Origin of the sequence: uncultured Tateyamaria sp. (assembly GCF_947504105.1) — a bacterium.
Classification (GTDB): Bacteria; Pseudomonadota; Alphaproteobacteria; order Rhodobacterales; family Rhodobacteraceae; genus Tateyamaria.
The window spans coordinates 246,916-267,697 of the sequence record NZ_CANNGP010000001.1 but is presented as its reverse complement, the minus strand read 5'-3'; the positions used below and the strand labels follow the sequence as shown (position 1 = coordinate 267,697).

The 20,782-nt window shown below is 58.1% G+C and carries 26 protein-coding genes; 24 read left to right on the top strand and 2 right to left on the bottom strand.

Annotated features, from left to right (window positions below):
* Nucleotides 1-12 precede the first annotated feature (12 nt).
* Nucleotides 13-618 (bottom strand): OmpW family outer membrane protein, encoded by a 606-nt coding sequence (locus tag Q1A75_RS01365; protein WP_299549803.1) that lies wholly within the window; start codon nt 616-618, stop codon nt 13-15.
* Nucleotides 619-755: 137 nt separating this feature from the next.
* Between Q1A75_RS01365 and Q1A75_RS01360 the strand changes: the two genes are divergently transcribed.
* The 6 genes from Q1A75_RS01360 to Q1A75_RS01335 are packed head-to-tail and all read left to right on the top strand — an operon-like array spanning nt 756 to nt 7,310.
* Nucleotides 756-2,360, top strand: coding sequence for a carboxyl transferase domain-containing protein (locus Q1A75_RS01360; protein ID WP_299549800.1), 1,605 nt, complete (start codon nt 756-758; stop codon nt 2,358-2,360).
* 6 nt (nt 2,361-2,366) lie between these two features.
* On the top strand, nt 2,367-3,056 hold the full coding sequence (locus tag Q1A75_RS01355; RefSeq protein WP_299549797.1) for a hypothetical protein: 690 nt from the start codon (nt 2,367-2,369) through the stop codon (nt 3,054-3,056).
* Complete coding sequence (locus Q1A75_RS01350) at nt 3,057-4,991, top strand: biotin carboxylase N-terminal domain-containing protein (RefSeq protein ID WP_299549794.1); 1,935 nt, start codon at nt 3,057-3,059, stop codon at nt 4,989-4,991.
* Entirely contained in the window at nt 4,988-5,653 is a 666-nt protein-coding gene (locus Q1A75_RS01345) for a glutathione S-transferase family protein (RefSeq protein WP_299549791.1), read from the top strand. The genes Q1A75_RS01350 and Q1A75_RS01345 overlap by 4 nt, the downstream gene beginning before the upstream one ends.
* The gene (locus tag Q1A75_RS01340) at nt 5,654-6,514 is read left to right on the top strand and encodes a hydroxymethylglutaryl-CoA lyase (protein ID WP_299549788.1); all 861 of its coding nucleotides are present in this window, start codon (nt 5,654-5,656) and stop codon (nt 6,512-6,514) included. It begins immediately after the preceding gene.
* Nucleotides 6,515-6,524: 10 nt separating this feature from the next.
* Nucleotides 6,525-7,310 carry a crotonase/enoyl-CoA hydratase family protein gene (locus Q1A75_RS01335; RefSeq protein ID WP_299549785.1) on the top strand — a complete coding sequence of 262 codons (786 nt, stop codon included), beginning with the start codon at nt 6,525-6,527 and terminating at the stop codon, nt 7,308-7,310.
* Here the strand turns inward: Q1A75_RS01335 and Q1A75_RS01330 are convergent.
* Nucleotides 7,307-7,564 carry a hypothetical protein gene (locus Q1A75_RS01330; RefSeq protein ID WP_299549782.1) on the bottom strand — a complete coding sequence of 86 codons (258 nt, stop codon included), beginning with the start codon at nt 7,562-7,564 and terminating at the stop codon, nt 7,307-7,309. The two genes, Q1A75_RS01335 and Q1A75_RS01330, sit on opposite strands and share 4 nt — an antisense overlap.
* 272 nt (nt 7,565-7,836) lie before the next feature.
* Here Q1A75_RS01330 and Q1A75_RS01325 point away from each other — a divergent pair, with 272 nt between their 5' ends.
* From Q1A75_RS01325 to Q1A75_RS01240, 18 genes are all read left to right on the top strand, one after another.
* Nucleotides 7,837-8,664, top strand: coding sequence for a GAF domain-containing protein (locus Q1A75_RS01325; RefSeq protein ID WP_299549779.1), 828 nt, complete (start codon nt 7,837-7,839; stop codon nt 8,662-8,664).
* 150 nt (nt 8,665-8,814) lie between these two features.
* Nucleotides 8,815-9,180 carry an NADH-quinone oxidoreductase subunit A gene (locus Q1A75_RS01320; RefSeq protein WP_299549776.1) on the top strand — a complete coding sequence of 122 codons (366 nt, stop codon included), beginning with the start codon at nt 8,815-8,817 and terminating at the stop codon, nt 9,178-9,180.
* Nucleotides 9,177-9,710 carry an NADH-quinone oxidoreductase subunit B gene (locus Q1A75_RS01315; protein WP_189369990.1) on the top strand — a complete coding sequence of 178 codons (534 nt, stop codon included), beginning with the start codon at nt 9,177-9,179 and terminating at the stop codon, nt 9,708-9,710. The genes Q1A75_RS01320 and Q1A75_RS01315 overlap by 4 nt, the downstream gene beginning before the upstream one ends.
* Before the next feature lie 9 nt (nt 9,711-9,719).
* A complete protein-coding gene (locus Q1A75_RS01310) occupies nt 9,720-10,328 on the top strand; it encodes an NADH-quinone oxidoreductase subunit C (protein ID WP_299549773.1) in 609 nt (202 codons plus the stop codon).
* A gap of 5 nt (nt 10,329-10,333) precedes the next feature.
* A complete protein-coding gene (locus tag Q1A75_RS01305; protein ID WP_299549899.1) occupies nt 10,334-10,501 on the top strand; it encodes a hypothetical protein in 168 nt (55 codons plus the stop codon).
* An 84-nt stretch (nt 10,502-10,585) separates the two neighbouring features.
* Nucleotides 10,586-11,482 carry a sulfotransferase gene (locus Q1A75_RS01300; protein ID WP_366142156.1) on the top strand — a complete coding sequence of 299 codons (897 nt, stop codon included), beginning with the start codon at nt 10,586-10,588 and terminating at the stop codon, nt 11,480-11,482.
* A gap of 68 nt (nt 11,483-11,550) precedes the next feature.
* Nucleotides 11,551-12,765 carry an NADH-quinone oxidoreductase subunit D gene (locus Q1A75_RS01295; protein ID WP_299591604.1) on the top strand — a complete coding sequence of 405 codons (1,215 nt, stop codon included), beginning with the start codon at nt 11,551-11,553 and terminating at the stop codon, nt 12,763-12,765.
* The gene (locus tag Q1A75_RS01290; protein WP_299591607.1) at nt 12,762-13,115 is read left to right on the top strand and encodes a hypothetical protein; all 354 of its coding nucleotides are present in this window, start codon (nt 12,762-12,764) and stop codon (nt 13,113-13,115) included. The genes Q1A75_RS01295 and Q1A75_RS01290 overlap by 4 nt, the downstream gene beginning before the upstream one ends.
* Nucleotides 13,115-14,233, top strand: coding sequence for an NADH-quinone oxidoreductase subunit NuoE (gene nuoE / locus Q1A75_RS01285; RefSeq protein ID WP_299591610.1), 1,119 nt, complete (start codon nt 13,115-13,117; stop codon nt 14,231-14,233). Before Q1A75_RS01290 ends, nuoE begins: the two co-directional genes overlap by 1 nt.
* Nucleotides 14,234-14,259: 26 nt before the next feature.
* Nucleotides 14,260-15,018 carry a hypothetical protein gene (locus tag Q1A75_RS01280; RefSeq protein ID WP_299638608.1) on the top strand — a complete coding sequence of 253 codons (759 nt, stop codon included), beginning with the start codon at nt 14,260-14,262 and terminating at the stop codon, nt 15,016-15,018.
* A 3-nt stretch (nt 15,019-15,021) separates the two neighbouring features.
* A complete protein-coding gene (locus Q1A75_RS01275) occupies nt 15,022-15,240 on the top strand; it encodes a DUF5337 domain-containing protein (protein ID WP_299591616.1) in 219 nt (72 codons plus the stop codon).
* A gap of 40 nt (nt 15,241-15,280) precedes the next feature.
* Nucleotides 15,281-16,561, top strand: coding sequence for an NADH-quinone oxidoreductase subunit NuoF (gene nuoF / locus Q1A75_RS01270; RefSeq protein ID WP_299591619.1), 1,281 nt, complete (start codon nt 15,281-15,283; stop codon nt 16,559-16,561).
* Between the two features lie 25 nt (nt 16,562-16,586).
* Nucleotides 16,587-16,979, top strand: coding sequence for a hypothetical protein (locus Q1A75_RS01265; protein WP_299591622.1), 393 nt, complete (start codon nt 16,587-16,589; stop codon nt 16,977-16,979).
* A 24-nt stretch (nt 16,980-17,003) separates the two neighbouring features.
* The gene (locus Q1A75_RS01260; protein ID WP_299591625.1) at nt 17,004-17,447 is read left to right on the top strand and encodes a DUF3291 domain-containing protein; all 444 of its coding nucleotides are present in this window, start codon (nt 17,004-17,006) and stop codon (nt 17,445-17,447) included.
* 27 nt (nt 17,448-17,474) lie between these two features.
* Nucleotides 17,475-17,849, top strand: a complete 375-nt coding sequence (locus Q1A75_RS01255; RefSeq protein ID WP_299591628.1) for a hypothetical protein — start codon at nt 17,475-17,477, stop codon at nt 17,847-17,849.
* Nucleotides 17,850-17,972: 123 nt separating this feature from the next.
* Nucleotides 17,973-18,377, top strand: coding sequence for a DUF5333 domain-containing protein (locus tag Q1A75_RS01250; RefSeq protein WP_299591631.1), 405 nt, complete (start codon nt 17,973-17,975; stop codon nt 18,375-18,377).
* Nucleotides 18,378-18,380: 3 nt separating this feature from the next.
* A complete protein-coding gene (gene nuoG / locus Q1A75_RS01245; RefSeq protein ID WP_299591634.1) occupies nt 18,381-20,399 on the top strand; it encodes an NADH-quinone oxidoreductase subunit NuoG in 2,019 nt (672 codons plus the stop codon).
* 32 nt (nt 20,400-20,431) lie between these two features.
* Nucleotides 20,432-20,776, top strand: coding sequence for a hypothetical protein (locus tag Q1A75_RS01240; protein WP_299591787.1), 345 nt, complete (start codon nt 20,432-20,434; stop codon nt 20,774-20,776).
* The last annotated feature ends 6 nt before the right edge of the window (nt 20,777-20,782 follow it).

The following is a 20,782-nucleotide window of genomic DNA, read 5'->3' as shown; positions in this document are numbered from 1 at the left end:
GCATTGACGACCCTAGAAGCGCCGCACATAGGCGAAGTTCAAGACAATCGGGTCAATCTCGGCGGTGCCCACCTTTGCGCCGTCCAAGCGAACGTCGCTGTCGATGTCGATCCAGCGGATGTTGGCGCGGAATGCATCACGATCGCTGATCGCATAGTCGATACCGGCTTGTACTGCCACGCCCCAGCTGTCGTCCAACTCAAGGTCCCCAAGACGCGAGGATTCGTCCGAGAAGGTGGTGTAGTTCACGCCAATGCCCAGATAGGGTTTCCAGACGGTCTGGGTCGGGAAGTGATAGTTGACCGACAGGGTAGGCGGCAGATGCTTGACCGATCCGATTTCTCCGGACCCGGACAAGGATACATCATGCTTGAACTGGGTCGCGGCCAACAGCTCGATACCCCAGTTGTCGAGGAAGAAGTATTCGCCGGTAATGGTCAGTGCATAGCCTTCATCGACGTCTGCAGTGCTGCTTGCAACGGTTCCATTATCGGAGTCGGGGAAAACGCCGCCAAGGCCGACACCAAGGGTCCAGTCCCCTTGCGATTGGGCGGATACCCCCCCGGCAAGGGCCAAGGCGGTGCAAGCGGCGACAACGAATCTGCTGGTGTGTTTCATCTCTTTTTTCACCTGTTTTTGAGTTCCAGCATATCTTTTGCCAGCGCAGCACTTTTCCGCGATGATCCAGATCAATCGGAACTGAATTCTTGTTGCGACATTCGGTCCACATCCTTGAACCCAAACGGAGTAATTCCATGCGCCTGAGCTCTTCGGTCCTGACCGGATCCGATGTTTTTTGTTCCAACCGAACAGCGCATCTGGATGCATTGCGGGTTGTTGAAGAGGCTGCTTGGGCTGCCGTGCAGGGCGGCGGTGAACGGTCGCGAGACCGGCATATCAGTCGCGGCAAGATGCTGCCGCGTGATCGGGTGGCCAATCTGTTGGATCCGGGTTCGCCCTTTCTTGAGGTCGGGGCAACAGCTGCCCACGGGCTTTATGATGGTGCCGCGCCGTGTGCAGGGGTGATTGCAGGAGTGGGCCGTGTCATGGGGCACGAGGTCATGGTGGTGTGCAACGACGCCACTGTGAAAGGCGGCACCTACTACCCAATGACCGTCAAAAAGCACCTGCGCGCCCAAGAGATCGCCGAGCAGAACCATTTGCCCTGCATTTACCTGGTCGACAGTGGCGGTGCGAACCTGCCGAACCAGGACGAGGTGTTCCCGGACCGAGACCACTTTGGCCGCATCTTTTTCAATCAGGCGCAGATGAGCGCCAAGGGCATTCCGCAGATTGCTGTCGTCATGGGATCCTGTACCGCTGGTGGCGCCTACGTCCCCGCCATGTCCGACGTGACGATCATCGTGAAGGAACAAGGCACGATCTTTCTGGCGGGGCCACCGCTGGTCAAGGCCGCCACGGGCGAGGTTGTGAGCGCCGAAGATCTTGGCGGAGGCGATGTGCACACGCGGCTTTCAGGCGTGGCTGATTACCTGGCCGAAGATGATGAGCATGCGCTGGCCCTTGCACGTCGAAGTGTTGGGAACCTGAACCTGCGCAAAACAACAACGGTTACCCTGCAAAGCGTTGAAGAACCCGCTTACGACCCCGAAGAGATACTGGGTGTTGTGCCTGCTGATCTGCGGACGCCATACGATATTCACGAGGTGATCGCGCGCATTGTGGACGGCTCGCGCTTTGATCCGTTCAAGGCGCGGTTCGGTGAAACGTTGGTCTGTGGGTTTGCCCATATCAAGGGCGTACCGGTGGGCATAATCGCCAATAATGGTGTGCTGTTTTCCGAAGCGGCCCAGAAGGGGGCGCATTTTATCGAGCTGTGTTCGCAGCGCAAGATCCCACTGGTGTTCCTGCAAAACATCACGGGCTTTATGGTGGGCCGGAAATATGAAAACGAGGGGATCGCACGCCACGGGGCCAAGATGGTGACGGCGGTGGCGACCACGTCTGTGCCTAAGGTCACGATGTTGGTCGGCGGGTCCTTTGGCGCGGGCAACTACGGCATGGCCGGGCGCGCCTATTCCCCAAGGTTCCTGTGGTCCTGGCCGAATTCGCGCATCTCCGTGATGGGCGGCGCGCAAGCGGCAGGTGTTCTGGCCACCGTGAAACGCGATGGGATCGAGCGGGGCGGGGGCACGTGGTCTGCCGAGGAAGAAGCCGCGTTCAAACAGCCGACCATTGATATGTTCGAAGGGCAGTCACATCCGCTCTATGCCTCCGCGCGACTTTGGGACGACGGTGTGATCGACCCCCGCAAGGCACGGGACGTTTTGCACCTCAGCCTGAGCGCTGCCCTGAATGCACCGATTGAGGACACACGCTTCGGCGTGTTCCGGATGTGAGGCGGTATGATCAAACCCAGTGACATTGCCAGCAGGATTAAGAACGCGTTGCCGCAGATCAACATACCAACGCTTGGACGCGAGGTGAAATTGCCAGTCTACGTGATCCACAACTCGCTCGATTCAGAGGACTATTTCTTTATATTCGACTTCGAGCAGTTTGTTGAACAGACCCGCGCCGGTGTGTTTGTCCGGCCTGCTTTGACTGTCTGGTCAGGGCGTGCGGATTTCCGGCGGTCGTTGTTTGCTCGCCAATTCCGCGAAAGCTTCGCACGTGAATTTGACATTGCACGCGCGCAGCTGGCTGACCGCGATGTAAAACCAAGAGGTTGGTTCGGCTTCCTGTCTGGCACGTTCATGGAGTTGCGCGGCGCAAACCTGTCAGCGTTCCTGGCCAACCTCGTCCTGCTGGTGGCGACATCAGCAGGAACCAAAGTTCTGTCGCAAATTCTTCCCAAGAGCTGGCTCTCTGGGAAGTCGGACACGTCGAAGTTGGAAGAAAGCATCGAAGCCACTCAATCAAAGGTGGATGTGGCATTGGAGAACATCCACATTCGTTTGCATGAGGAACTATACGATCATGCTTACCGGGATGGCGGGCGCGGCAAGCGCGCGCAATTGGAATATGACGCGTGGCCACTGCCAGGATATGTGCGCCAACACTTAAATGATGGCGCTTCGGGAGCTTGGTGGTAAATGTTTGACACGATCCTTATCGCCAACCGGGGCGAGATTGCATGCCGGGTCATCGAAACCGCTCAGACCATGGGTTTGAGTTGTGTGGCGGTCTATTCTGAGGCCGACGCATCGGCTAAGCATGTGCAAATGGCAGACGTGGCTATGCCTATCGGTGGTGCGGCACCTGCTGACAGTTACCTCAAAGGCGATGCCATTATCCAAGCTGCGCTGAACACCGGCGCGCAAGCCATCCATCCCGGCTATGGCTTCCTCTCCGAAAACCCGGACTTCGTAGAAGCGGTCGAAGCGGCAGGCCTGACCTTTATCGGGCCATCGGCGCCAGCGATCCGGGCCATGGGGCTCAAGGACGCGGCCAAGGCCTTGATGGTCGAGGCCGGGGTGCCCGTTGTGCCGGGTTATCACGGCGCGGATCAGTCAGATGACTTGCTGGCGTCCGAAGCGGACAAGATGGGATATCCTGTCCTGATCAAGGCTGTTGCGGGCGGCGGCGGCAAGGGGATGCGGCTGGTCGATGAAGCTGGCGGCTTTGCCGATGCCCTTGCGAGTGCGCGAAGCGAAGCGCAGACGGCCTTTGGCAACCCGGATGTGCTGGTCGAAAAATTCGTGACCCAGCCCCGCCATATAGAGGTGCAGGTGTTTGGCGACGGCATCCACGCGGTGCACCTATTCGAAAGGGACTGCTCCCTGCAACGCCGCCACCAAAAGGTCATTGAAGAGGCACCCGCCCCTGGAATGACGGAAGAAATGCGTGCGACGATGGGGGCAGCCGCCGTTCGTGCCGCTGAGGCCATCGGTTACAAGGGGGCTGGGACGGTAGAGTTTATCGTCGACGGCTCTGGCCCGCTCCGTTCCGATGGTTTCTTTTTCATGGAGATGAACACGCGTCTGCAAGTGGAACACCCGGTCACTGAGGCGATCACAGGTGTGGACCTTGTCGAATGGCAACTGCGCGTGGCAGCGGGTGAGCCTTTGCCTGCGGCGCAGGACGAACTATCGATTTCAGGTCACGCCTTTGAGGCACGGCTGTATGCCGAAGACGTGCCTGCCGGTTTCTTGCCCGCAACCGGCACGTTGACACATCTCAGCTTTCCTCAAATGGCCCGCGCCGACAGTGGCGTGCGAGCAGGGGACGAGATCAGCCCACATTACGATCCGATGATTGCCAAGGTCATCGTGCATGGTCCGACGCGCGATGTTGCGTTGAAGCGTTTGTCACAAGCCCTGTCACAGACGGAGGTGGCTGGCACGGTGACCAACCTTGCTTTCCTTGGCGCTTTGGCTGGGCATGCAGGTTTCGCCGCAGGCGAGGTTGATACCGGCCTGATTGCCCGCGACATTGATGCGCTGACGCGGCGGATAGAGGCTCTGCCACGCCATACCATTGCGGCTGCGATGACTGTGTCCGGTTTGAACGAAGCCGCGCCGGATGCGGGCTTTGCTCTGTGGCAGCCCTTGTGCCGATCGGTACCATTGATGCGGGGAGAGCATGTGCTGGAATGCCGTGTTGAGGTCTTGGGCACAGATGTGCAGCGTTGGTATCTTGATGAAACTGATGTTTTGGCCGAGCGGCGGCAAGGCCAGTGGATCATCGCCGGTCACCTTGCCCCGGATGTCCATGTTGCCGGGGGCGTCGCCACAGTGTTTGACGACTATGGCATTTCATTTAGAGTTGTCGATCCGCTGAACGTGGATGCCAAAGCGACAGGCGATGGCAACCTGGTCGAAGCTCCAATGCCGGGTCTGGTCAAGGCCGTGTTCGCCATGCCTGGTGCGATAGTGGCCGAAGGCGACAGGCTGGCGATCCTGGAAGCCATGAAGATGGAACATGCTCTGCTGGCCGCGCGCGATGGCACGGTGGCCGAGGTGCTTGCGGCCGAGGGTGATCAGGTCGTGGCAGGTGCTGCGCTTGTGCGTTTGGAGGATCAAACGTGATCACCTTGCATCACTGCCCACAGACCCGGTCGATGCGCACCCTTTGGCTACTCAACGAGATTGGCGTTGAGTTTCAGGTACAGATTCACCCTTTCGACAAGTCCCTGCGCGCGCCGGAATTCCTCAGCCTAAGCCCGGCGGGCCGGGTGCCCGCGCTTGAGATTGACGGAGAGCGGATGTTCGAAACCGGCGCAATCACAGAATACTTGTGTGAACGTTTCAGCCCGGATGGCCTGGGCCGCAGTGCCGGTACACCGGGCCGTATGGAATGGCTGGTTTGGGTGCATTTCGCCGAAACGGTCAGCCAGCATACTGCAGCCCTGACGCAGCAGCACGTGGCGATATACGATGACAGCATGCGCAGTCCAACCGTGATGAAGCTTGAATCAGCACGGGTCAGAAAGTGCTATGACGCAATAGAGGCACGGTTGTCCACACCGGTTGAGAACCGTGATTATCTTCTGACCTCGGGCTTTTCGGCTGCTGATGTTTCAGTCGGACAGGCTGTCTACATGGCCCGTCACTTTCGCACCTTCGGCGATCATCCCGAGCTTGGCCGGTGGTTCGAGAGGATCACGGAACGACCGGCGTTCCGGGCGAGTTTGCCGGATGAGGCGGGCCGACTCTATAATCAGGACTTTTATCCAGCTTGGGAGGCGTGAATGGACGCGGTTGAAATCTACGAAGTTGGGCCGCGCGACGGTCTTCAGAATGAAGCGGGAGAAATCTCCGTTGCCGACAAGATCGCCCTTGTCGATAAACTGAGTGCAGCAGGCTTTCGGCGGATCGAATGCACGAGCTTTGTCAGCCCCAAGTGGGTGCCACAGATGGCGGGCAGTGCCGAGGTTCTGGCAGGTATCACCCGTGCACCCGGTATCCGCTATGCTGCGTTGACACCAAACATACGTGGCTTTGAAGATGCACGTGCGGCTGGCGCCAACGAGATCGCGGTTTTCGGCTCGGCGAGCGAAGGCTTCTCACGTGCCAACATCAATGCCAGCATCGATGAAGCGCTGGACCGCTTTGCCCCGGTTATCGATGCGGCCCGCGCCATGGATCTGCCCGTGCGTGGCTACGTGTCTTGCGTAGTAGAATGCCCTTACGATGGCGCCGTTGAACCCGAAGCCGTGGCCCGTGTTGCGGATCGTCTGTTCGCAATGGGCTGTTATGAAATCAGCCTTGGCGACACCATCGGACGCGGTACCCCGGATGAAATCGCACGCATGCTACTCGCAGTGCGTGACGTTGTGCCGGTTGGGCGTCTGGCCGGGCATTTTCATGATACAAGTGGGCGCGCGCTGGACAATATCGATGCGTCGCTTTCGCTTGGTGTTCGGGTTTTTGATGCGGCCGTGGGCGGTCTGGGTGGATGCCCTTTTGCGCCCGGCGCGGCGGGCAACGTTGCTACCGAAGCTGTTGCGGCGCATCTGGCGCGGTTGGGGTACGAAACCGGGCTTGATCAAACCGTAATAGAAGAAGCGGCACAGCTGGCTCGGTCGATGCGCAGGCCGAACGCAGGCTAGGAGCAACCTTGTGACGGACACTATTTCGATCACTGTCGACGCGCGCGGCGTCGCCACATTGCTGTTGGACCGCGCTGAAAAACACAACGCGATGAATGCTGCGATGATTGCCGAGTTGCATGAAGCTGCCCAGGCTCTTGGCACGGATGACGCTGTCCGGGTTGTTGTTCTTGCCGCAGCAGGCAAGACCTTTTGCGCCGGGGGAGACCTGGGATGGATGCGTGACCAGATGCAATCGGATGCGGAAACCCGGGCACAGGAAGCGGGCAAGCTGGCCCATATGCTGCATGCGTTGAACACGATGCCAAAACCCTTGATCGGCACCTTGCATGGCAACGCCTTTGGAGGCGGGGTTGGGATGGCGTCTGTCTGCGATGTGGTGATCGCGGCCGATCACATCAAAATGGGCCTGACCGAAACTCGACTTGGCATTATCCCCGCAACAATTGGGCCGTACGTCGTTGCCCGGATGGGCGAAGGACGTGCCCGTCGTGTGTTCATGTCTTCGCGGCTTTTTGATGCTTCAGAGGCTGTGGAACTGGGCCTCTTGGCCAAGGCTGTTCCGGCAGGTGACCTGACGCGGGCGGTGGAGTGTGAAGTCACGCCATATCTGAGTTGCGCACCCGGCGCTGTCGCTGCGGCCAAGGCATTGGCCCGTACATTTGGCTCCCGGATTGATGACGAAACCATTGCCATGTCGATTGCCGCGCTCAAAACGCGCTGGGAGACGGACGAGGCCGCGGAAGGCATCGACGCCTTTTTTGCCAAGCGCAAGGCAGCATGGGTGCAGTCCTAGCCGTCTTCCCCACCCGCGAAGACTGAACGCTTTTTGCGCAGGGCGATTGAGATAAACTCGGTAAAGGCAGCTATGCGTGGCACAGTGTGCAGATCCGCGTGGGTCAGTACCCAGATGAGCGGGTAGGGCATAGGCGGCAGGCCGAGGAGGCGCACGAGACTGGGGTCGGAAGCATCCAGGACACAAGGCACGCGCGCTGCGCCGAGATCGGCCCGTAACGCGCCCAGCATGGCCACCATGTCATCAAGGTGCACCGGTCATACCTGATGTGCTTGCTATCTTACGGTTTCCCGATCGCATCCGTGCCGAGGCGTGGATCGCCGACCCGGAACTTAAGGGGAGGCAAGACTTGCGGCGCGCCAGTGGTAGCTCAGATATCCTGCTTATGTGACCGAATGACCGGAACGCCATTGCGGTATGCGTGACTATCTCATTCGCATACGAAGTCCTTGGGACGAAGCCACCCGTCTGGCTATTATTTGCCCTGCATCAACTTTTTGATATTTTAGCTCGGGCGCACTGCGCTATGCTGGGCTGGGTGAAGTGTGGACGGAATAAGCTATTGGCGGGAATTGCATTCGATTTCAGCAGTTTGTCAGAATTTGACACACTTGCGCAGTCGGTAAAGGTCAAGTTGAATTGCGATTTGAGCCTCATCAGCGTCCAGAAGGATGATGGGCTTTCCGCTCTTGGGCGCTCGGGCGCCGTACATGCTGCCGAAGAACGCGCTCTTTCAGCCCGGGACACGATTTGCACATATACCATGCAGGCAGGGATGCCCCTGCGCATTGTCGATGTCCGCAATCACAGTTGTTGGCGCTATGCCCCGGTGGTGTCCGAAATGAATATCGGCGCATATCTGGGTGTACCCGTGCGGTTGAACGAGGGTGAGCCGGTGGGTGCATTATGCGCAGTGTCATCCGCACCGCGTATCTGGAACAATGCAGAGCTGTCATATCTTGAGGCGATTGCCGACCTGGTTGGAAGCAAGATTGAACGCCTTGTTCTGCGGTACGAGCAAAAAGCACTTAGCGATGCGTTGGCGGAGAATGACGCGATTTTGACAACACTTGCGGAGACCAGTGGCAAGGCAATTACGGTGCACAATGATGCAGGTGAACTGGTCTTTGCAAATGCCGCTCTTCGTGCGGATTTGGAACTGACATATCAGGAATTGTTGGCGTTACCGCATTTGGCGCAGCGGCTGGCAAGTGATGGCGCGCGCTCCGGTGCGGTGTCGATCGATGCGCCGGGGCGGCCTACTCATGCACTACACGTTCAGCTTTATGCGCCGAAGGCGGGTTTGACGCTAGCAGAGTGGAGCAGGACCGACGCGACCAAAACACTGAATTGAGGATACTGCGGCGAAATCACCCGACGATTTCCGTGACTTCCGGCACCTGACTTTATTGACGCTGCCGAACGGCGGGCGTAAACCCATGTCCAGTCAATCTTGCCACTTGACCTGGCGCACACACGCTCGCGCCAAGAAAAGGAGCCCAACGTGGAAGAGATGTTGCGGGAGTATCTCCCCATTCTCGTATTTCTGGCCGTCGCCATTGGCCTCGGACTTGTCCTTATCCTCGCCGCTGTGGTCCTTGCTGTACGCAACCCGGACCCTGAAAAAGTGTCGGCTTACGAGTGCGGATTCAACGCATTCGACGATGCGCGCATGAAGTTCGACGTGCGGTTCTACCTGGTTTCGATCCTGTTCATCATCTTCGACCTCGAAATAGCCTTCCTCTTCCCCTGGGCCGTAGCGTTCAAGGATGTGAGCATGGTCGGTTTCTGGTCCATGATGGTGTTCCTGGGCGTTCTGACCATCGGCTTTGCATATGAGTGGAAGAAGGGGGCGCTGGAATGGCAATGACCGACACGGCTGGTCCCGCCTATGCAGGCGGCGACAAGGACCACGCGACCCAAGCCCTGAATGCCGAGTTGCAGGACAAGGGGTTTCTGCTCACATCGACCGACGATATCATCAACTGGGCGCGCACCGGCTCTCTGCACTGGATGACCTTTGGCCTCGCCTGCTGCGCGGTCGAGATGATGCACACCTCTATGCCACGCTATGACCTCGAGCGGTTTGGCACCGCGCCCCGCGCTTCCCCGCGTCAGTCCGACCTGATGATCGTGGCGGGTACGCTGACAAACAAGATGGCCCCAGCGCTGCGCAAGGTCTACGATCAAATGCCCGAGCCGCGCTACGTGATCTCCATGGGCTCTTGCGCCAATGGCGGCGGCTACTACCACTACAGCTACTCCGTGGTGCGCGGCTGTGACCGCATCGTGCCGGTCGACGTCTACGTCCCCGGCTGCCCACCCACGGCTGAAGCTCTGCTTTACGGCATCCTGCAGCTGCAACGCAAAATCCGCCGCACCGGCACCATCGTCCGCTAAGGAGGCTTCATGTCCGAAGCAATGACCGAACTTGGCACGTACCTAGAAGCCAAGCGCCCCGATTGCGTGCTGGCCTGGGATGTGACCCATGGTGAGCTGAATGTGGATGTTGCGCCCGCCAGCCTGACCGGTTTTGTCGAGTTCATCACATCCGACAGCACCTGCCGCTTCTCGTCCCTGGTGGACATCACCGGCGTGGACTACCCGGGCCGGGCCAAGCGGTTCGACGTCGTCTACCATTTCCTGTCGATGTACCAGAACCATCGCATCCGCCTGCGCGTGTCGATCCGCGAGGATCAGATCGTTCCGTCTCTTGTGGACATCCACCCCTCGGCCAACTGGTTTGAACGCGAAGTGTTCGACATGTTCGGCATCCTGTTCTCGGGCCATCCGGACCTGCGGCGTATCCTGACCGACTATGGCTTCCGTGGTTATCCGCTGCGCAAGGATTTCCCGACCACCGGCTATACCGAAGTTCGGTATGACGAGGCGGAAAAGCGCGTGGTTTATGAGCCCGTCAGCCTCGTTCAGGAATACCGCCAGTTCGACTTCATGTCGCCATGGGAAGGGGCCGAATACATTCTTCCTGGCGATGAAAAAGAAGCGGAGGCGAAGTAGTGGAGATGATCTGGTGGTTGCTTATTGCCGCGGCAAGCATCATCCCGATGTTCAAGCTGCTGCCCCATTTCGGGATCAACCAGTACTGGGCGCTGTTCTGCATCCTGCCGGTGGGCACTATTGTGCTGCTTTGGGTGATGGCAATGAAGCTGCAAGAATTGGAAAAGCGTTGATGTCTGCACATTCCAAGCCGACAGCTGCGTTGCAGAGCTGCGCCACCGGTGCTGTGGGCGACAAGAACCGACAGGGCCCATGTCATGCTAAATGAACGCCCGATGACTGAAACCGCGCCCCAAGTTGCGGAGCCTGTGGTTCTCTTCTGCATCGGGGCGCACAAGGCAGGAACAACGAGTTTGTTCGGCCATCTGCGGCACCATCCAGACTGTCATTTCCGGGGCGTTAAAGAATTAGGATTCTTTGCGCGGAACAGAAAAGCGCCCGGCGCACGGACATATTTTGATCGAAGGATTGCTCGGATTTCGTCCGAATTGAATGTGGCCACGCAACCACGTCCGCAACTTCGGAAACGGCTCAAGGACACTATAGCTGCGCGGGAATTGATCGTTGATGGTGATGCCGACGCGTTTCGCGACTATCTTTTCGATGGGGCACAGCCGGGGCAGGTCGTCGCAGATTTTTCCCCAGGCTACTCAACAAAAGATCGAAACGTCTATGCTCAGATGCGCGATTTGCACACTGATGTCCGCTTCATTTTCATAATGCGCGATCCGGTAGAGCGCGCTTGGTCAAACGCACGTCACTTGGCGCGGGTGCGGGACGGGATTTCAGATCCCGACTTGGTACTCGAAGGTGCGTGTCAGAATCTTGAAAAACTCCTCGGGGACGAGGATCAAGCATTTGCGTTGCGCAGCAACTACGCGCGCACTCTCATGGAATTGAATGCGGTGATCGAAGCTGACAAGCTGGCTGTTTTCTTTTTCGAAGAGATGTTCAGCAACGACGAAGCGCACAAGAACACTCTATACGAATTCTTGAGCATTTCGCCCTTTGATCGTGATCTTCCAATCGCAAATCGTGGGATCGATGTCAGCATGCCTGACGAACTCAGGGTGCGGACGCGGCAAAAACTGGCGCCGCAATATGAGTATGTGCGCGAGACCTTTGGGCGTACACCGGACGGGTGGGCGGCCTGAATGATGAAGACGATAACCCTTTGCAACATGAACGTTGTGGCAAACCGTAGCGAAGAGAGGCGATAGTGATGGACGGCTCCAATTTCGACGATGCCCTGACGGGCGAACAGAAGATCCGCAACTTCAACATCAACTTCGGCCCGCAACACCCCGCGGCACATGGAGTGTTGCGGCTTGTACTAGAGCTTGACGGCGAGGTCGTGGAACGCTGCGACCCGCATATCGGCCTGCTACACCGCGGCACCGAAAAGCTGATGGAAAGCCGGACGTATCTGCAAAACCTGCCTTATTTCGACCGTCTCGACTACGTGGCGCCGATGAACCAGGAACACGCCTGGTGTCTTGCTATCGAAAAGCTGACGGGTGTCGAAGTCCCCCGCCGTGCATCACTGATCCGCGTGTTGTTCTGCGAGATCGGGCGCGTTCTGAACCACCTGCTGAACATCACAACGCAAGCACTCGATGTCGGCGCGCTCACACCCCCACTCTGGGGCTTTGAAGAGCGTGAACAGCTGATGATCTTTTACGAACGGGCCTGTGGCGCACGCCTGCACGCGGCGTATTTCCGGCCTGGCGGTGTACATCAGGATCTGCCACCTGAACTGCTCGACGATATCGAAGAGTGGGCGCACAAGTTCATGTCTGGTTTCATGGTCGATATCGATGGGCTACTGACCGAAAACCGTATCTTCAAGCAGCGCAATGCCGATATCGGAATCGTGACAGAAGAAGACATCCTGAACTACGGGTTCTCGGGCGTCATGGTGCGGGGCAGTGGGCTTGCGTGGGACTTGCGTCGTTCGCAACCGTATGAATGCTATGACGAGTTCGACTTCCAGATCCCCGTGGGCAAGAACGGTGACTGCTATGACCGCTACCTTGTCCGCATGGAAGAGATGCGCCAGTCCATCTCGATCATCAAACAGGCCATCGGCAAGCTGCGCGACTGTCCGGGCGATGTTCTGGCGCGCGGCAAGATCACGCCGCCGTCACGTACGGATATGAAGACGTCGATGGAAGCGCTGATCCATCACTTCAAGCTTTATACCGAAGGGTTCCACGTGCCCGAAGGCGAGGTGTATTGTGCAGTTGAAGCCCCCAAGGGCGAGTTCGGCGTGTACCTTGTAGCCGACGGGAGCAACAAACCCTACCGCTGCAAAATTCGCGCGCCGGGTTTCCTGCACCTGCAGGCGATGGACTACATCTCGAAAGGGCACCAGCTAGCCGATGTTGCCGCGATCATCGGCACGATGGATGTGGTGTTCGGGGAGATTGATCGATGAAAATAAGGTTCTCGATTGCAGCCTCCACCCTCGCACTTTTGACGTCGGCAGGTGTCGCCACTGCTCAGCACCACCTCATTGATGCTAAGGCTTGCTCTGACCTTAGGTCAGACAAGTATACGAAGCTGGTTCGGCAGCTTAAAACTGCGCCGAAAAACTCCGTCGATGTCGCGACCCATCAGGTGATCTACACGACATTTAAAGACTTGGCCGAAGAGGCAAAGAAAAACCGCACCCCGCGCGTTTCAGCAGACGGTTTTCGGGCGCTTTTTGTGCTTGGATCCGGCCGCAACAAACGCGCACTCATGTACAAAAGCAACTCAGAGTGCATTTGGGTTAAGGCAAGATAATGCTCCGCAGACTACACCCCGAACAACCCGACACCTTCGCTTTTACCCCAGCTAATCAGGCGTGGGCCGAAGCGCAGATCACCAAGTATCCCGAAGGCCGTCAGGCCTCGGCCATCATCCCGCTGCTGTGGCGCGCGCAAGAGCAAGAGGGATGGCTGACCCGTCCGGCGATTGAAGCGGTCGCAGATATGCTTGATCTGGCGTATATCCGCGCGCTCGAAGTGGCATCGTTTTACTTCATGTTCCAGCTGCAACCCGTTGGATCTGTTGCGCATATTCAGGTGTGCGGCACCACTTCCTGCATGATCTGCGGGGCCGAAGATCTCGTGGCCGTCTGCAAGAACAAGATCGCCGCGACGGCCCATCAACTTTCTTCCGACGGCAAGTTCAGCTGGGAAGAAGTCGAATGTCTCGGTTCCTGCGCCAACGCGCCGATGGCGCAGATTGGCAAGGATTACTACGAGGACCTGACCGCCGCGCGGATGGGCGAAATCATTGACGAACTGGCCGCCGGTAAAGTGCCGACTCCAGGCCCACAGAACGGACGCTATGCATCCGAGCCGCTGAGCGGATTGACCAGCCTCAAGGATTTTGACAGCGGGCACACGAAATACAACGCATCTGTCCAGCTGGCAGCGGACATTGGCGATACGGTCAAGCGCATTGATGGCACTGAAGTGCCATTGCTCGCCCCATGGGGCAAGGCAAACGCGGCATCTGACACCGACAACGTCAATAAAAAGCCCGCACCGGCGAAAGCAAAGAGCACTAAGCCCAAGCCTGCTGCTGCCAAACCGGAGGCCGCATCCGATAGCGTCTCCACGGGGACAGAACCCGCGCTCTTGTCCAAAGCCCGTGAGGGTGGGGCAGATGACCTCAAGCTGATCAAGGGCGTTGGACCCAAGCTTGAAGGGGTGTTGAACGGCATCGGTGTTTTCCACTACGACCAGATTGCGGCATGGAACGACGACGAGATTGCTTGGGCCGATCAGAACCTCGTTGGGTTCAAAGGTCGGGTGAGCCGTGACAATTGGGTCACGCAGGCGCAGGCCCTCGCGCGGGGAGAAGAGACAGAATTTTCCCAACGCGCGAAAAAAGACGATATCTATAAAGAATAACATCCTTAAACAGGAGAGGTATCGTTATGAACAAGAACGAGGGAATGATCAGCTGCACAGTGGGTTGCTGGCTGGTCGCACTGCTGGGCGGTGTTTTGGCAGCGATGCTGCTGATGGTGCTGGGCGGTTGGACGTTTATGCAGGGCGTGTTTATGGGCGTCGTCGTGTTTGTCGTCGCAGGCGCCTTGCTAAGCTGGATCATATGCAAGCCGTTGCCGGCAGTCGGTGAGGCGTCGGTTGAACCGGCAAAACCGGATGATGTTTCGCGCCCAGCGGCAAAATCGGTGGCTCCGGCAGCGACAACGTCTGCTGCGGCAAACGAGGCAGAGGTCAAATCTTCGACCCCGCTTCCGGGCGAAGCTGATCTGGCCGCGCGCAAGGGTGAATGGAAATACGAGGCCGAGCCGAAGGCCGCTGAAAAACCAAAGGCTAAGAAGGCGGCCAAGAAACCGGCTGCCAAGAAAAAGGCCGCAGCACCTGCCGCTGCAGCGGGCGAGGGTACCAAGCCCGAGACTTTGTCTGCTGCGCGAGAGGGTGGACCTGACAACTTGAAAGAGATCAAGGGTGTCGGACCAAAGCTGGAGGCTCTTTTGCACTCCATGGGTTTCTACCACTTCGATCAGGTCGCAAGCTGGGGTGCTGATGAGGTGGCTTGGGTCGATCAGAACCTGCAGGGTTTCAAGGGCCGTGTCAGCCGCGACGATTGGGTCGCGCAGGCCAAGATTCTTGCTGAGGGCGGTGAGACCGAGTTTTCAAAGAAGGTCGGAAAGGGCGACGTTTACTAACGCATGTCTGATCAGCTTGATCCGAAACTGGCCCGGCAGGGTCGTATCGCGGCCCTTGTCATTGCAGGGGCCGCTTTGTTGTCCGTGTTCGCCCCGGTGATTGTGCGGGGCCTTGGTTTACCCGCACGTTACGAAATTCTGATTTTGCTTTTTGCGCTGGCTGCGTTCATTTGGTCTCTGGTGGTTGCCATCAGGATTTGGCAAAAGAGCCGTAACAACTGACGGCCCCGCGCGCAGGGCTTCAAGGCAAAGGATGACACCCATGCTGGCTGACAAGGATCGTATCTTTACCAATATTTACGGCATGCACGATCGCACGCTGAAAGGTGCGCAGGCGCGTGGGCATTGGGATGGTACGGACAAGCTGATCCAGAAAGGGCGCGACTGGATCGTGCAAGAGATGAAGGACAGCGGCCTGCGTGGTCGCGGCGGTGCGGGTTTCCCGACCGGTCTGAAGTGGTCCTTCATGCCCAAGGAAAGTGATGGGCGCCCAAGCTATCTTGTTGTAAATGCGGATGAGTCCGAGCCGGGAACCTGCAAGGACCGCGAGATCATGCGCCATGATCCGCACACGCTGGTCGAAGGGTGTTTGATTGCGTCCTTCGCTATGAACGCCAACGCTTGCTACATCTACATCCGCGGCGAATACATCCGGGAAAAGGAAGCGCTGCAGGCAGCCATTGATGAAGCCTACGACGCTGGCTTGGTTGGCAAGAACGCCGCAGGCTCGGGCTGGGATTTCGAAATTTACCTGCACCACGGGGCAGGGGCCTATATCTGCGGTGAGGAAACGGCACTTCTGGAATCGCTTGAAGGCAAGAAAGGTATGCCCCGCATGAAGCCACCGTTCCCGGCGGGCGCAGGCTTATATGGCTGCCCGACGACCGTGAACAATGTGGAATCGATTGCAGTTGTGCCGACGATCTTGCGCAGGGGGGCCTCGTGGTTCTCGGGCTTTGGTCGCCCGAACAATGCGGGAACCAAGCTGTTCGCCATCTCGGGCCATGTGAACAATCCCTGTGTCGTCGAAGAGGCGATGTCCATAAGATTTGAAGAGCTGATCGAAAAACATTGCGGCGGCATTCGCGGTGGCTGGGACAACCTCAAGGCCGTGATCCCCGGTGGCTCCTCCGTGCCGTGTGTGCGCGGGGAGAAGATGAAGGACGCTATCATGGACTTCGACTATCTGCGGAATGATCTGCAGTCGGGTCTCGGCACGGCGGCGGTGATCGTGATGGATCAGAGCACCGATATCATCAAAGCGATCTGGCGGTTGTCGAAGTTCTACAAGCACGAGTCGTGCGGCCAGTGCACGCCTTGCCGTGAAGGTACGGGCTGGATGATGCGCGTGATGGACCGTCTGGTACGCGGCGAAGCGGAGGTCGAAGAGATCGACATGCTGCTCGACGTGACGAAGCAGGTTGAAGGGCACACGATCTGTGCGTTGGGTGATGCGGCGGCATGGCCGATCCAGGGGCTGATCCGGAACTTCCGGGATGAGATTGAGGATCGGATCGCAGGCAAGCGGATCGCGGCGGAGTAACGAGGTTTTTTTGAAGGAGTAATGAATGCTTAGGTCTCTGATTGCATCGTGCGTTTTTCTGGTGAGCATCGCGAGCGCGACGCTTGCTCAATCCAATGCCAGTCCATTGCGTGGTGCTTCGGTTTTGGTTGCAGCGATTCACATGGCAAGAAGTTGTTCAGGCGTTGAGCTGGCGGGCTATTCCGACGAAGATGCATTTATCCAAGGTGCCTCAAAAACGCTGAGAAAACAGGGCTTTCGTAGGCAAGCGGTGTTGAAGCAGGTCTATTACACGCGTACTGAAGATCTTATGGCCGCAAGCAATCAGTTGCTCGCTGGTGTTGGTACTTCGCTAGAAGACAAGCGTTCACTGTGCGCGCACGCCAATAAGGTTGCCAACAAGCGCGACCTGGTTGGTCAGTTCCTGAGCAAAGAGTGAAACGTTTGAGATTTGGCGGTGCCAATGCACCTCGCTGAATTCAACATCGGCACTCTGAAATACGACTGGGAAGACCCCCGTGCGGCCGACTTCCTGAACAACCTCGACCGTGTCTATGACATCGCGCGTCGCTCGCCGGGTTATATCTGGCATCTGGAAGGCGACGAGATGGAGGTGGCGCAGCTTGACCCCAATGGCCCGCTGGGTGGCAATCCACGCACGGCCAGCACGCTATCTGTCTGGAAAGACGTGGAAAGCCTGCACGCCTTCACCTTCAACACCGTTCACAAGCAATTCTATGACCGCAAGGGCGAGTGGTACGACCCCGATCAGGGTTTGCGTTTTGTCATGTGGTGGGTTCTCGAAGGACATATACCCACGATCAAAGAGGCAATCGACCGCTTCCATCATCTTGAAAACCATGGCAATACTGACGTTGCCTTCGGCTGGGATCACCTGCCGCACTAAGGCCAAGATCCGGTGGAGGAGACCGCATTGATCCAGACGAAAACCCGCGCATTGCCCGATATGCGGCCAACACTTTTGACTGGTGCGCTGTTGATCGCGGCCTTGCTTCTGTCTGCCTGTCAAGAACGGCGCTCGGAACGCGTTGCTTTTGACGGCGTGTTTTTCCGTGCAACTTCGGGCAAGGTAGACAAGCAACGCGAACAATTCGAAATTGGCGTCAGTCCCGTATCTGCATCTCTTGAAGGTGCACATGAAGCGGGGCGGTATGAAGCGGTACGTTATTGCATCAAGCAGTTCGGTTCTTCTGATATCGTATGGATCGAAGGGCCGGATGCCGAGGACGGCAGGCTGCGTATTTCCGGGGACAAGCTGCTCTTGCGCGGCACCTGCACGCCAGCGTGATAACAACCCGTTTTCAAGGCGACATTTTGCGTCCTAACGGGTTGTGTCGGCCCGTGTTATTGCATAGCACAGACCTGCTTTCCCACATGGCATCAAAGTGATGCAGTACGTGGAGAGAAAACGATGCGCGCGATGACCATGACCATGGCCCTGATCCTTAGCCTGACTGCCGGGATAGCCTCGGCGAAGCCACACCTTCGGGATGTGCCCGAGATTGATGGTACCATTCTAGCTATTGGGATCGCGGACGAGATCCGCAAGCACTGCCCGAGTATTTCGGCCCGGATGTTTAGGGCGTTGAGCGTTGCGAACGGGTTGAAGGCACGTGCCCGGAACTTGGGCTATTCGGACGAAGAGATTGATGCCTACCGCAAGTCTGATGCTGAACGGGAGCGGCTGAAGGCAAAGCGCAGGGCATATCTGAAACAAGGCGGCGTGACCGCTGGCCAACCGGCAAGCTACTGTGTGCTGGGCCGCGAAGAAATCAAAAAAGGCGGCCAGATCGGCGCCCTACTGAGGATGAACTGACGCATGAGCGACCTCCGCAAGATCATCATCGACGGCAACGAGATCGAGGTGGACGGGGCAATGACCCTGATTCAGGCCTGTGAAGAGGCGGGCATCGAGATCCCGCGCTTTTGCTATCACGAACGTCTGTCGATCGCTGGCAACTGCCGGATGTGTCTTGTGGAAGTTGTAGGTGGTCCACCCAAACCCGCGGCCTCTTGCGCGATGCAGGTGCGTGACTTGCGCCCCGGTCCTGAAGGGCAGCCGCCGGTCGTGAAGACCAACTCGCCCATGGTCAAGAAGGCCCGCGAGGGCGTGATGGAATTCCTACTGATCAACCACCCGCTGGATTGCCCGATCTGCGACCAGGGCGGTGAGTGTGACCTGCAGGACCAGGCAATGGCTTACGGTGTCGATTTCAGCCGCTTCCGCGAGCCAAAGCGTGCGGTGGACGATTTGGACCTTGGTCCGCTTGTTGAAACCCATATGACCCGCTGCATTTCCTGCACCCGCTGCGTGCGCTTCACGACCGAGGTCGCGGGCATCACCCAGATGGGGCAGACCGGCCGTGGTGAGGATAGCGAGATCACATCCTATCTGGGTGAGACGCTTGATTCCAACCTGCAAGGCAACATCATCGACCTGTGTCCGGTCGGCGCGCTGGTGTCGAAGCCCTATGCCTTTACGGCTCGTCCGTGGGAACTGACCAAGACCGAAAGCATCGATGTGATGGATGCACTTGGTTCGTCCATCCGTGTGGATACCAAAGGTCGCGAAGTGATGCGCTTTTTGCCGCTGAACCATGACGGCACAAATGAAGAGTGGATTTCGGACAAAACTCGTTTCGTTTGGGACGGCTTGCGTCGTCAGCGTTTGGACCGGCCTTACATCCGTGAAGACGGCAAGTTGCGCCCTGCAACCTGGGGCGAAGCGCTTGGCAAGGCGTCCGACGCGATCAAGGGCGCATCGAAGCTCGCTGGTCTGATTGGGGACCTTGCGTCGGTTGAAGCGGCGTATGCTTTGAAGGAACTGATTGAAGGGCAGGGCGGTATTGTTGAATGCCGGACGGATGGGGCGAAACTGCCCTCGGGCAACCGTGCCGCCTATGTTGGAACCGCCGCTATCGAAGACATCGACAGTGCCGAGGCTATCATGCTGATCGGCACCGACCCTCGCGTTGAAGCGCCGGTTCTGAACGCGCGTATCCGCAAGGCCTGGGCGCGCGGTGCCAATGTTGGTGTAATCGGTCAGATGCCGGACCTGACCTACGAAGCGAACCATATCGGGGCCGAAGCGACGATCATCAACGATCTGCTCAAGCGTGATCATTCCGAAGTGCAGGAAAAGCCATCTGTCATCATCGTCGGCATGGGGGCACTGACCCGTTCGGATGGTGCAGCAATTCTGGCGGGTGCGCAGGCGCTGGCCGAAAGCACCAAGTCGGGCCTGATGATCCTGCACACGGCAGCCGCGCGCGTCGGTGCGATGGACATTGGGGCGACGAATCCTGATGCCATGGCCGCCGTTGACGGTGCAGACGTGATCTACAACCTTGGCGCTGACGAGATTGAAATCGGCTACGGTGCTTTTGTCATCTATCAGGGCAGCCACGGTGACCGAGGCGCGCATCGCGCCGACGTGATCCTGCCGGGCGCTGCATATACCGAAGAGGGCGGTCTGTTTGTGAATACCGAAGGACGTCCGCAACTGGCACAACGTGCGGGCTTTGCGCCGGGTGAAGCCAAGGAAAACTGGGCCATCCTGCGTGCATTGTCGGGCGAGATGGGCGCGACGTTGCCGTATGACAGCCTGGCCGCTCTGCGGACAAAACTGGTGTCCGATCACCCGCATCTGGGTGATGTGGATGTTGTCGCAGAGAATACTGGCGACGCATTGAAGCAGGGCAAGATCGACGGCGGCACTCTGACATCAACCGTCAGCGATTTCTATCTGACCAACCCGATTGCACGTGCGAGCCAGTTGATGGCCGAACTCAGCGCGAATGCCAAGGCACGTCAGACGGAGGTCATGGCCGCCGAATGAAGGCCAGTTGGCTCATATCCCTGACACCGCTTATGGCATGCGACCCGGTGCCGACGGCAGAACAGTTCATCCCTGACTACAGGGGGGTGGAAACACGGCTGTTGGCTGAGGACTTGGTGCAGTTCAACGTGGAAATGACGAATGCATTGACTGCGGCGGATGTTGAGGATTACGCCGAATGTGCTGCCGCCGGATACACATTGATCCGGGGGTGGGGATTTGCGCGTCACTTGCGCACAAATGTGAATGAAGAGGCTGGCGTGTGGAGAGCGGATGCTGTTTACACCATCTCGCCAGCCCTACCGCGTGGAATCCGGACCATCGACGCCGAAGTCGTGGCCGCAGCCTGCGCGGAAAAGGGAATACCGACGGTGTGAGGACTG